We start from the raw sequence: 12013 nt of genomic DNA, 5'->3' as shown, positions 1-12013 counted from the left end.
ATGATTTCTCCGGTGAGTTGTTCCCTTCTGAATTGGGCGTTGAATGACTCGGCGTACCCGTTCTGCCACGGCGACCCCGGGTCAATAAAAGCGGTCTCCACGCCGGCGGTTTGGCACCAGCTGATCAGTGCTGCGGCAGTGAATTCCGGCCCATTATCGGAGCGGACATGGGTCGGGACGACACCGGTTTCAGCGATGATGTCCTCAAGCACGGCGACCACATCCGTCGCGGTGAAAGACCGCCGCGGGATGATCGCCAGCGCGGTACGGGTGTATTCATCGATCACGTTGAAAAACCGCACATGCCGCCCGCAGGAGGTCACATCGGATTGGAAGTCGAAGCTGACCACATGCATCGGATACTGAGCAGTTAGCCGTTTCTGCTCCCCAGCCCCGGGCCCGGTGCGGCGTTTCTTCCTTGCCTTGGGTTTGCAGGTGAGTCCCTCGAGGCGCCACAGCCGGCGCACCCGCTTCGGATTCAGTGCCACCCCAACCCACTGTTGCTGGCCCAGGAGGTGCCAGCGTGCCTTCCGCCAACCCCAGGTCGGGTGCTTCCCCGCAATAGCCCGCAGATCGGCCCGTAGCTGGTGGTCTTCGAAGCTGGCCACCGGCCGTGCCTTGCGCAGGGCGGACCGGTTCTGGCCCAGGATCTTGCAGGCGAGTCTTTCGGACGCCCCGAACTTCTCCTGCGCCATGCGCACTGCACGGCGGCGAGGTTCGGGGCTCAGAATTTTCCCTTCGCCACCTCATTGAGAATGTCGATGGTCAGTTCCTTCTCCGCAACCAGCTTCTTCAGCCGGGCGTTCTCTTTCTCGAGCTCCCGTACCGCTTTGGTTTGGCCGGCGTTGTGCTCGGAACCGTATTGGTTCACCCACCGGTACCAGGTCGCCTCGGTGACCTGCAGTTCCTTCACGACCTCAATCATCGGCCGTCTATCGTTGAGCATCTTTTGGCCCTGACGGACCTTCGCGATGACCTGATCAGGGGTATGTCTACGTGCCATAAAAGTGAATTTCCTCCTGCACCCATTATCGGATGCGAAACTCACATAATCACTGGACTCCTACCCGGGGACCCAACCACACCAGCCAACAACCAGTACGGCACAATAGAACGAACAACCAGTGGCCCTGTTTTCAATTGGCACTAATGGCCCTGTTTTGGGTTGGCGTTAACAACTGCGGTTTTTCTTTTGGGGGCACCACCGCCGTCTCGTCGTACAACGTGCTGGCGGCCTTGACGATGGCCAGTTCGTCCTCGAGCTGCCGAATTCTCTTACGGGCCGACACGAGGTCACCGGCGTCCGGACTCGGTGTCCCCTCCTTCATTCCGGCATCCACCAGTGCCTGGTGCTTCCACCGGTAGAGAGTTCCCTGACAGATGCCGGTCTCCGCGGAGACCGAGGCGACGGATTCGCCTTGCCGAAGACGGATACTGATGCCGCGCCAGACGGAGCGTGGATATTGGAAAGGCATGAAATGACCTCCTGAAGTCACTATGCCCTACTCACATAAAATCGGACCACCAGGAAGGGCCCATGCCAACTGGACTGCTAACGGGGGCCCAACCACCGTGCGACGCTGGTGTCTCGCCCACCAGCAACAGTCCTTACTCGATTGACCAAATCATGGAGGATCAAACGGCAAAATTCCTCGACACGTATGTGCACGTCTGGCTAACAGAGACGAGAAATCAGGTCACCTGTCGCAGTGTTCCTTCGAACCCAACCCGAAGAGGGAAAGGCTCACAAGGTGTTTCATGACAGTGGCACCAAATAGACGCAGTTCGAACACCGCGACTTCCCGCTAGGAAGTAACTCCTGTCCAGTGTGCTCTCCACTTATTCAAGAACAGATCCAAGTGATCATCCGTGAGAGCGTGAAGCCTGTCGCCATTCGCTTGGGACACAAGGCGCATCGGATCGCGCTCTTCCGGAAGCATCATCGAGAAATCATGCATTCGAACTGAAAACATGCTGGCCGGAAGACTGAATGGCTCAACAAGATTCACGTACGACTCACCCAATCCGCCCAGTTGGCCTAAGTAGAGTGCGGCGTAGGGTCGAAGTTCGCTCGGGCTCATACGGATAAGCCGCTGCTGGTCAGGTTGCAGCGAGGCGACAGACCGCACCGGCAGGAAGGATAAGTGTGAAACGCGGGACTTGCCGGCATTGTTCCGTTTATCGATGACACATCCGAAAGTGACAAGCATCGCGGGACCATAAACATTGGATTCAATGAATTCGAGTATCGGCACACTTGCAAAGATGTCACCCTGACAGAGCCAGGGCTTAGGTGGAGCGAGGAAGCTCATCGTCTGGCTGGTCACCAGTCGCTGTCATCAGGAGGAACGACCTGGAAGACGACTCGACGCGCCTCGAAGCCGTCCTCGTAAATCGGTGTCGCTCGTTCGAACGAGGAGCTCTGGGTCGGTCGCACAGTCACCCCTTCCTCCGGGATGACGGCTTTCGTGTACTTGCTCCAAACGGCAGATGAGCTTCTAAGCTGTTCCACAATTTCGAAAACCCCTGCGAGTGGATTGCCGCTCACACTCAGTTGCGGTGAAGCTGTGATCGTTGTCATTACTGAATTAGCCCCCTTGTAGCGTCGGTGATACAAGCTTCAAACACGAAGTTCTTCGCGTCTCGCGATTCTTGTAGTTCATCCGCGAGGACTTCATCGAAGTGATCGTCGTCTAGCTTAAGCTCCACAGTTTTTCGAATATCTATATCCAGAACTATATGTGCTCGTTCCTCATCAGGAGGCTGTAGCAACGCCGTGATTGTTCCAACAGCGCTGAAGGCGACGAGGTCGAACTGCAGTTGTGCAAACATTTGTCGTATTGCTTGCGGAAGGTATGCCGGCTGGTCAACGCTGACGCGAATGTAATCCTTCAACTCGACTGATCGGTTCGGCAGCTCGATCCGGTTCACGAATCGTACGCCGATTCGGACGAGCTGCTCAGGGTGAGCAATGGCTACGTAGCGTCGCCAGTAAGACATGGCCTCGTCTACAAACTCATCCCAATGGAGATACGGAGGCAACCAAGAGAATATGAACCTATCTCGATGAGCCTGAATTACCCGCTTTCCGTCCTCCCGACGGTAGACATAACCAACCTTTGTTCCTTTGACTCCGCCGATCACTTCGGCCTCAACGACCGACACTTCGCCCTTGAATGACATTGCGGGTTCGGGATCCGAGTAGTGGTCCTCAGAACCGAGCAGATCTTCCAAAGCGACCATGTCTAAACTCTCGCACGGCTCAGTTACGAACTCTATGATCGCTTCCGCAATCGGCGCATGCGAGTAGTTGAGAGGCAAGGTGACCATATCGCCCAACTCGCCCCATTTGGAAAGATCGGCATCGATCGTCAACAAAACTCCCTCGTATCGTGTGGCGATTTGATGCGCGCCACGCTCCCTTCCACCAGACTACCGCTCGAGCGCAAGTCTTGTAGATGGCAGGTGGGCCCCACCATCAAAACGGAGGGGCCCACCTATTATCTTGCCAATTCTTGCGGACTGTCTGCGGACTAAACCCGCCGCGTCCCTTTGATCTAGCTAGACGCCGTAGTAGAGCTCGAACTCGTAAGGGTTCGGGCGCAGTGACAGCGGGATGATCTCGAATTCGCGCTTGTATTCGATCCAGGTGTCGATGAGGTCCTGGGTGAAGACGCCGCCGGCCTGCAGGAACTCGTTGTCAGCCTCAAGGGCGAGCAGAGCTTCCTCCAGTGAACCCGGAGCCTTCTGGATGTCCTTGGCTTCCTCAGCGGGGAGCTCGTACAGGTCCTTGTCGATCGGATCAGCTGGCTCAATCCGGTTCTTGATTCCGTCTAGGCCAGCCATCAGCTGTGCTGCGAAGGCCAGGTACGGGTTGGACGAGGGGTCCGGCGCGCGGAACTCGATGCGCTTGGCCTTCGGGTTGGAACCGGTGATCGGGATCCGGATACCAGCCGAGCGGTTGCCCTGCGAGTACACCATGTTGACCGGGGCTTCGAAACCCTTGACCAGGCGACGGTAGGAGTTCACCGTCGGGTTGGTGAATGCCAGTACCGCCGAGGCGTGCTTCAGCAGGCCGCCAATGTACCAGCGGGCCATGTCGGAGAGTCCCGCGTAGCCGCGCTCGTCGTAGAACAATGGCTCGCCGGCGCTCCACAGCGACTGGTGGCAGTGCATGCCCGAACCGTTGTCACCGAAGACAGGCTTCGGCATGAACGTTGCCGATTTGCCCCACGCATCGGAAACGTTCTTGACGATGTACTTGAACTTCTGCAGGTCATCAGCAGCATGCGTCATGGTGGTGAACTTGTAGTTGATCTCAGCCTGGCCCGCGCCACCTACCTCGTGGTGGGACCGCTCAACCTCGAGGCCGGCGTTGTCCAGTTCGACGCAGATCGCGTCGCGGAGGTCAGCCTGCTTGTCGACAGGAGAGACAGGGAAGTAGCCGCCCTTGAACGGGGTCTTGTTGCCAAGGTTCCCGCCCTCTTCCTCGCGGCCGCTGTTCCAGGGAGCCTCAATCGAGTCAACCTTGTAGAAGCTGCCCTGGGGCAGGGACTCGTACTGCACGTTGTCAAAGATGTAGAACTCGGCTTCCGGGGCGAAGAACGCGGTGTCCGCAATGCCGGTTGAGCTCAGGTAAGCCTCAGCGCGTTCTGCCACGCCGCGAGGGTCACGGTGGTAAGGATCGCCGGTCCGAGGGTTCACAATCGAGAAGCTCAGCGCGAGCGTCTTCTCCATCCGGAAGGGATCAATGAACGCAGTCGTGGGGTCCGGTATCAGCTGCATGTCCGACTCGGCGATTCCCTGGAAGCCGCGGATCGATGACCCGTCAAACAGCTGCCCGTTCACAAAGAAGTCGGCATCGACTGTCTTCGCGGGAACGTTGAAGTGCTGCTGCACTCCGGGAAGGTCGGTGAATCGGACGTCGACAAACTTCACGTCTTCGTCAGCGATGAACTTGAGGACTTCGTCCGCATTCTTGAACATCGTTTATGCTCCTAACGCATGTGGGGGTAACGACCGGGCGCAGATCAGTGGCATTGAGCGCCGCCGCCGCAATGATTACAACTGTACGAGTTGGCAGTTTCCCACTGGTGTCGCAATTGTTTCCGGCACGTTACTTAATGGCTGGTCTGGACTAAAGGCTCTTTCAGCCTAGCCTGATTTGGCGCTGCGGGTCAGATGAGGCGTCTGGATGACGACGACGGCGACGCGCAGCCCCGCGGTGTGAACGCGTTAAGATTAAGGAGTGGTAGACAGAAACGACATCGGCTCATGGCTCGGCGGAACCCCCTCCGACAGTTCCACCGACTGGCCGGGCAAGGGGATGGGGCGTCCCAAAACCGGTCCCGCATCAATCGCCCGTCCCGGCCGCAGGGTCGGCGCACTGCTCATTGACTGGGCGCTGGCGTCGCTGATCTCCTACGGTTTCTTCGACTACAACAGTTTTGCCACCCTGGGAATTTTCGCCCTCACCCAGGTCCTGCTCGTAGGGTTCTTTGGCTACAGCATCGGGCATCGAATCATGGGCATGCAGGTTCAGACGCTCACGGGACGCCCGGCCGGATACGGCAAGGCCCTGGTCCGGACCCTCCTGATCTGCCTGGTGATCCCGGCCGTCATCGTGGACCGCGACCAGCGCGGAGTCCACGACCGTGCAGTCCAAACAGTTCTGGTCAGGATCTGACCAGAACTCCTCACCGCATCAGGGGACAGCGCGGCTTCCTAGGCTGACCCGGATAAACACTGACTTCAAACGAAGGACACCGAATGATCGAGATCCTGAACAAGGCCGAACTGAGCCGGGCGAAAGACGCCGGAGCGTTGGTCGCCAACATCCTGCAGACGATGAAGAGCCGGGCGAGAGTCGGCACCAACCTGTTGGACATCGACAACTGGGCGAAGACGATGATTGCCGACGCCGGTGCCGAATCCTGCTATGTGGACTACGCGCCGTCGTTCGGACGCGGGCCGTTTGGTCACTACATCTGCACCGCGGTCAACGACGCTGTGCTTCACGGGTTGCCCCACGATTACGCTCTCGCGGACGGGGACCTGCTGACCCTCGACCTCGCCGTATCAAAGAACGGCATTGCCGCTGATTCGGCGATCAGCTTCATCGTCGGCGAGGCTCAGCCCACGGAGAGTGTGGAGATGATCAGGGCCACCGAACGTGCCCTGAAGGCAGGCATAGCCGCAGCGGGTCCCGGTGTGAAGATTGGCGACATTTCCTACGCAATAGGTCGGGTCCTTACCGATGCGGGGTATCCGATCAACACCGAATTTGGTGGACACGGCATCGGTTCGACGATGCACCAGGATCCACATGTACCCAATATGGGTCGGCCAGGACGTGGCTATGTGCTCCGGCCCGGGCTGCTGCTCGCGTTGGAGCCGTGGGTCATGGTGGACACTGCGACACTCGTCACCGACCCTGATGGATGGACGCTGCGGAGCGACACCGGCTGCCGGACGGCCCACAGCGAACACACCATCGCCATCACTGACGACGGCGCCGAAATCCTTACGCTACCCAACTAAAAGGGCCGACCTCGCTTCGGTGAGAAACACTCTCCGATAGCGAGGTCGACCCTCAAACCAATCCTGCGTTCGTGCGGACCTAGCGCCCCCGCATGGCCTTGCGGTCCGGACGAGCCTTGAACGGATCAACGCCCTTGGGGATCGGCAGCTTGGTGCCCAGGGCGGTCAGCCGCTTGTTGACCGCCTGAACTTCCTGCTTGGTCAGATTCTTCTTGAGTTTCTGCGCCTTCTTGGCGACCTGGGCCAAGGGCACCTGGCCCTCGCCGCGACCGGCTTCGATGACGTGAACCTTCACGTTGGGGACGATCCGCGCCATCTTGCGCTTCTCAGCATCAGCGAGCGGTTTGACCCGAGCCGTCGGACCTTCGGTAACCAGCACGATGCCAGGCCGGCCGATAGCGCGGAAGACCGCATCCTGCGACCGCGGGTTCATCGCGACGGGCTGATCCTGCAGGATCCAGCCTCGCCGAAGCACACTGAGTGCGGCGCCGGCAGCCCCGGGCTGTCCTTCGATCTGCGAGAACGCGGCACGCTCGGCACGACGGGACAGGATGAACACTGCGGCGAGGAAGCCCAGCGGGATGGCGATGATCAGCATGGTGATCCAGTTTTGGATCAGGAAACCGATGACCAGACCGACGGCGACGATCGACAGGAACGCCAGCAGCATGATCCACACCACGTTGGGATCATTCCGCCGGGTCATCTTGAAGACCTCGGAGATTTGCTTCATCCGCCCGGTCTTCTTCGGTCCCTTTTCGGGCTTCGGCTTCCGGGAAAAGAGGCGTCGCTTAGGGGTGGATGATCCGTCTGATTCAGTGCTGTTGGCCATAATGCTTCAATTCTACGTGATCCAGGTCGCTGATTGGACGCGTCGAAACCACCCCGGCCCAATGCCTTGGGTGGCGGCTCGCTGTCGGGCTAGCCCGTGGGCGCGAGGCTTGACGCCTCCTGCAACGTCGATCCGGAATCTTCTATGTGCGCCAGCGCTGCGGGCAGTTCCAGGCCCTTCTTGCGCATGGCGCGCGCCCAGAGTCGGCCGGCACGGTAGGAGGACCGGACTAACGGTCCGCTCATGACGCCGAGGAATCCGATCTCTTCGGCCTCCTCACGGAGTTCGACAAATTCCTGGGGCTTCACCCAGCGGTCCACGGGGAGGTGGCGTTCGCTGGGTCGAAGGTACTGGTTGATCGTGATCAGGTCGCAGCCGGCGTCGTGCAGGTCCTGCATGGCTCCAGAAATTTCCTGCCGGGTTTCGCCCATGCCAAGGATCAGGTTGGATTTGGTGACCATGCCCAGGTCCCTGCCCTGGGTGATGACGTCCAATGACCGCTCGTAGCGGAACGCGGGCCTGATGCGCTTGAAGATCCGGGGGACCGTCTCGACGTTGTGCGCGAACACCTCGGGTGCAGCATCGCAGATCGCCTGAATGTGCTCAGGTTTGCCCGAGAAATCGGGAATGAGGATCTCGACGCCGGTGCCGGGGTTCATGCTGTGGATCTGGCGAATAGTCTCGGCGTAAAGCCAGACACCCTCGTCCTCAAGATCATCGCGGGCGACGCCGGTCACGGTGGCGTAGCGCAGATTCATTGACTGAACGGACTGGGCCACCTTGAACGGCTCGCTCCGGTCCAGCGGTTGCGGCTTGCCGGTATCGATCTGGCAGAAGTCACAGCGACGGGTACACTCCGAACCGCCGATCAGGAAGGTGGCTTCGCGGTCTTCCCAGCATTCGAAGATGTTGGGACAGCCCGCCTCCTCGCACACGGTGTGGAGGCCTTCCTTCTTCACCAGGTTCTTCATCGCCACAAACTCGGGGCCGATGTTCACCTTCGCTTTGATCCAGTCGGGTTTACGCTCCACCGGGGTCTCGGCGTTTCTCGCCTCAATGCGGAGAAGGCGGCGTCCTTCGGGGGCCAGACTCACGGGTCATGCTCCTTCCGGCCGGATCAGACCGGCTGGGTTGGCTGTGCTTGACGGGCGGAAATCTTCTGCCGCCTCGGCAACCAGTAATAGTTCATTCTTGCGCAGTTCGTCTTCAATCCGCGAAACGATGTCCGCTGGGGTCACCCTGTAGCCGGTTTCAGCGGAGATTGTGGTCACGCCAGCGTCGGAAATTCCGCACGGCACAATCTGGGCGAAGGGTGCGAGGTCGTTGCTGCAGTTCACCGCGAACCCATGCATGGTGACCCGGCGGTTAATGCGAATCCCGATGGCGGCAATCTTGCGGTCCGGACGGGTGTCATCGGCGGCGACCCACACCCCTGACCTGCCGTCGATGCGGATCCCGTTGATTCCGAAATCTTTCAGGACCGCGATGATCACGTCTTCAAGAATGGCCACGTAGCCGGTCACCCTGGTGGGTTCCGGCAAAGCCAGGATGGGATAGCCCACCAGTTGGCCGGGGCCATGCCAGGTGAGTTTCCCGCCTCGATCGACCGGTACCACCGGCGTCCCATCAAACGGTCGCTCCTGGTCCTCGGTGCGCCGCCCTGCCGTATACACAGCACTGTGTTCCAGCAAGAGGACTGTGCTCGGTGCTGTTCCTGCCACCACACCGGCGTGGAGCTTCCGCTGCAAATCCCAGCCAGCCTCATAGTCAACGAATTCCGGATCCAGTCCAACACGCGAATATTGAAGTGTCATGGGGTTAAGGGTAGACCTGCGCGGGGACATCGCTGACATTGATGCATGCCACGGGGCTGCTGTGGATAACTTCTGCGAGGTTTTCCGGGATCCGCTACAACTGGTGCATGGACAGCAGCCGCACCGGCAAGGGTGGCGAGGAGGAACCGATTTCCACCCCGCCGCTGCTTACGGGTTACCAGTGTGAGCGTCTGCTGGGTCGCGGCGGCAGCGCGAGCGTCTGGCTGATTCGGAACGACTCCGGAGAGTTCTTCGCGTTGAAGGTTCTTGGCCCGGCCCGCGCTGATCCCCTGCGATCCGATGCTGTGAGTGGCGAGGAGCGGTTCCTTGCCCGGTTCCCGCATGAGCATTTGGTGACCCTCCATGAAGTGATCCACACTGACCAGGGGATGGGCCTCCGAATGGAATACGCCGCCGGTGGGTCGTTGCTGAACCTCGTCTCCGTGAGAGGCCCTCTTCCTCCGGGGGAGGTTGTCACGGTGCTGACCCCGCTGGCGCAGGTGCTGGCGTTCCTGCACGGCCTGGGAGCCGTCCATGGGGACGTAGCGCCCGGCAACATCCTGTTTACGGAAGTGGGCAAACCGCTGTTGGCTGACTTCGGGGTCGGTCGCCTGCTGGGGGAAGCCAGGCATCGTGCGGGCGGCACACCAGGCTTCCAGGAGACGCCTCAGGACCCTGACGGGCTGAATACCGAGGCTGACATCTATGCGCTTGCCGCTGTCGGTTGGTTCGCCCTGACCGGGCGGGTTCCGGGGCCGGCGATCCAGCGGCCGCCGCTTTCCCTGCTGGTGCCGGAAGCGCCCGAGGACCTCATGGACCTCATCAACTGGGGCCTGGAAGGAGAACCGGGGGAGAGACCCACCGCCAGCGAATTTGCCCGGGCCGTGCAGCGCACGGCGCAGGCCGAGCCGCTTGATCTGGTGGCAGCCGTCCACCCGGATGTGTTGCCGCATCTCAGGACGCGCAGGTCCACTACTGGTTCAGCCAACCCGCCAACGGGACGGCGCCGGTCGGCAGGCAAACACCGGCCCGCAAAACGTCGGCCTGGCGATCACCAGTCGGGCGAACATCAGCCCTCCGATCGCCGGCCAGCAACCCATCGGACCCGCCGTCCGGCCCGGCTAGTCGGACTGGCGGTTACCGCCCTGAGCATGATTGTGCTCTCCGTCTGCGGTGCACTGTTCGCAGGCACGCTGCTGGGAATCGGGGGAGAGGCCCCGGGCGCGCTGGATGGCAGCGGCCCTTCCAGCACTCCGCCTGGCCAGGGTGAGACTGCCGCCACGGCAGACATCCCACCATCGCAGGAGGCAACCCGCTCCACCGCGGCGGCCCCCTCCGCGGCCGTTGCGTCCACTGCACTCGCCGACGCCGATCCCCTGACGGTCCTGCCTCTCCTGTCCCGGCTCAGGGAACAAGCCTTTGAGACTGCCGACGCCGAACTCCTGAAGCTGGTCAATGTGCCCTCATCACCAGCCATGGCCGCCGACGAGGAAGCAGTGCTGGAACTGAGGGACCGCGGACACACCCTGTCCGGGCTCACGATTGAACTGACAGACCTCACACCGGTCGAACTGTCATCGGGCGCCGCCGTGGCGACTGACAGTGCCGGTCCTGGCGGCCATGTTGTTGCGGTCGCCGCCACGGCCACCACCTCTGGCTTCGACGAGGTCACCCCCAGTGGAGATGTGCACCGGACCGAGACCTCGCCAGTGACCCAGCAACTGGTCTTCGTTCTTCAGCGAGGACCTGATCACTGGCGGATTTCCGCCGTCCACGAGCCCTAGAACCCGGGGCGCCGCCCGTTGTTTGTTGGTGTTGTTCCGGCTCGGTTATCGGGACTCGCGAACCCATCGGGCCAGGTCGTCCAATGAACTGTGCCGGAATTCGAATCCCGCATTCTTGAGCACTGTGGGGTCAAGCCGTGCGCTTGGCAGTAACAACTCCTTGGCCAGCTGGCCAAGGACCGCGGTCAGGACCCACTCAGGAACCCTGAAGCGGGTGGGCCGGTTCAACGCAGCACCGAGAGCCTCGGTCAGGTCGGTCAGCGTCGCGGGGGAAGGCGAGGAGATGTTGACCGGTCCGCTGACCTCAGCCTCAAGGAGGAACGCCATCGCTCGAACCTGATCATCAAGGGTCACCCACGGCCACCACTGGTTTCCCGATCCCAACGGCCCGCCCACAAAAAATCGCAGCGGGACCAGCAACTTGGGCAGCGCGCCGCCGCTGGTGGACATCACCACACCGGTTCGCATGAGGACAGTACGTACCGACGAGGGCGCCCGGAGTGCCTCAGCTTCCCACCGCCGACAGATGTCAGAGAGCAGCAAATCACCCGAGGCTGCGCTCTCCGGCAAAACCTCGGACCCCCGGTTGCCGTAGTAGCCAGACGCCGACTGGCTGAGGAATACTGTCGGCGGTGAATCTGCCCGACGCATGCTCTCGACCAGGGTGCGGGTCGCGGTCAGCCGGGAGGAGTACAGCGTTTCCTTGTAACTCCTCGTCCACGGCGCCCCGGCGATGCCCGCGCCCGATAGGTTGACCACTGCATCGGTGGCATCCATGATCGCCGGATCGAGGCCTCCGGCCACAGGATCCCACTGGACTTCGTCAGGCCCCGACGGTGCCCGGCGGACGAGCCGTTTCACCTGATGTTTTCCCGGTTCCAACTGTTTGATGAAGGCCTTGCCAATGGTTCCGGATGCACCGGAAATCAGAATTCTCATACCCCTATCCCACCACCCCGACGGTCCCAATGGGAACCACAGGCTCCGCCCGTGAGGACGGGCTTCCCCGCGGCCCCTCGACGCCACTGCCAACAAGGTTCGTG

General features: G+C 60.9%; 12 protein-coding genes and 1 pseudogene. 3 read left to right on the top strand and 10 right to left on the bottom strand.

What is annotated here, in order from left to right:
- The 6 genes and pseudogenes from B384_RS0111475 to glnA form a co-directional block, all read right to left on the bottom strand.
- Positions 1–1003, bottom strand: a pseudogene (locus B384_RS0111475) (IS3 family transposase); the annotation flags it as partial.
- A gap of 133 nt (positions 1004–1136) precedes the next feature.
- Positions 1137–1475, bottom strand: a complete 339-nt coding sequence (locus B384_RS0111465; protein ID WP_019483256.1) for a transposase — start codon at positions 1473–1475, stop codon at positions 1137–1139.
- 330 nt (positions 1476–1805) lie between these two features.
- Positions 1806–2327, bottom strand: a complete 522-nt coding sequence (locus tag B384_RS0111460) for a hypothetical protein (RefSeq protein ID WP_019483255.1) — start codon at positions 2325–2327, stop codon at positions 1806–1808.
- The gene (locus B384_RS0111455; protein WP_019483254.1) at positions 2324–2581 is read right to left on the bottom strand and encodes a hypothetical protein; all 258 of its coding nucleotides are present in this window, start codon (positions 2579–2581) and stop codon (positions 2324–2326) included. The genes B384_RS0111460 and B384_RS0111455 overlap by 4 nt, the downstream gene beginning before the upstream one ends.
- On the bottom strand, positions 2581–3375 hold the full coding sequence (locus B384_RS0111450; RefSeq protein ID WP_019483253.1) for a TIGR04255 family protein: 795 nt from the start codon (positions 3373–3375) through the stop codon (positions 2581–2583). Before B384_RS0111450 ends, B384_RS0111455 begins: the two co-directional genes overlap by 1 nt.
- A gap of 186 nt (positions 3376–3561) precedes the next feature.
- Positions 3562–4986 (bottom strand): type I glutamate--ammonia ligase, encoded by a 1425-nt coding sequence (gene glnA / locus B384_RS0111445; protein WP_019483252.1) that lies wholly within the window; start codon positions 4984–4986, stop codon positions 3562–3564.
- Between the two features lie 262 nt (positions 4987–5248).
- Here glnA and B384_RS0111440 point away from each other — a divergent pair, with 262 nt between their 5' ends.
- Both B384_RS0111440 and map read left to right on the top strand, forming a co-directional pair.
- Positions 5249–5686: an RDD family protein gene (locus tag B384_RS0111440; RefSeq protein WP_019483251.1), complete on the top strand. Its 438-nt coding sequence runs from the start codon at positions 5249–5251 to the stop codon at positions 5684–5686.
- Positions 5687–5769: 83 nt separating this feature from the next.
- Positions 5770–6540, top strand: a complete 771-nt coding sequence (gene map, locus B384_RS0111435) for a type I methionyl aminopeptidase (protein ID WP_019483250.1) — start codon at positions 5770–5772, stop codon at positions 6538–6540.
- Between the two features lie 79 nt (positions 6541–6619).
- Here the strand turns inward: map and B384_RS0111430 are convergent, their stop codons facing one another.
- From B384_RS0111430 to lipB, 3 genes are all read right to left on the bottom strand, one after another.
- Positions 6620–7372: a DUF4191 domain-containing protein gene (locus tag B384_RS0111430; RefSeq protein WP_019483249.1), complete on the bottom strand. Its 753-nt coding sequence runs from the start codon at positions 7370–7372 to the stop codon at positions 6620–6622.
- Positions 7373–7461: 89 nt separating this feature from the next.
- Positions 7462–8466: a lipoyl synthase gene (gene lipA, locus B384_RS0111425; protein ID WP_019483248.1), complete on the bottom strand. Its 1005-nt coding sequence runs from the start codon at positions 8464–8466 to the stop codon at positions 7462–7464.
- Between the two features lie 3 nt (positions 8467–8469).
- Entirely contained in the window at positions 8470–9186 is a 717-nt protein-coding gene (gene lipB, locus B384_RS18715; RefSeq protein WP_019483247.1) for a lipoyl(octanoyl) transferase LipB, read from the bottom strand.
- A 107-nt stretch (positions 9187–9293) separates the two neighbouring features.
- Between lipB and B384_RS19760 the strand changes: the two genes are divergently transcribed.
- On the top strand, positions 9294–10970 hold the full coding sequence (locus tag B384_RS19760) for a serine/threonine-protein kinase (RefSeq protein WP_019483246.1): 1677 nt from the start codon (positions 9294–9296) through the stop codon (positions 10968–10970).
- 45 nt (positions 10971–11015) lie between these two features.
- Here B384_RS19760 and B384_RS0111410 read toward each other — a convergent pair whose 3' ends face one another.
- Positions 11016–11909 (bottom strand): TIGR01777 family oxidoreductase, encoded by an 894-nt coding sequence (locus B384_RS0111410; protein ID WP_019483245.1) that lies wholly within the window; start codon positions 11907–11909, stop codon positions 11016–11018.
- Between the last annotated feature and the right edge of the window lie 104 nt (positions 11910–12013).

The sequence above is a fragment of the Arthrobacter sp. TB 23 genome (genome assembly GCF_000294595.1).
In the GTDB taxonomy this organism is placed as follows: domain Bacteria; phylum Actinomycetota; class Actinomycetes; order Actinomycetales; family Micrococcaceae; genus Arthrobacter_D.
The sequence above is the reverse complement of the archived record's forward strand: the minus strand, read 5'-3'. Positions and strand labels throughout refer to the sequence as shown.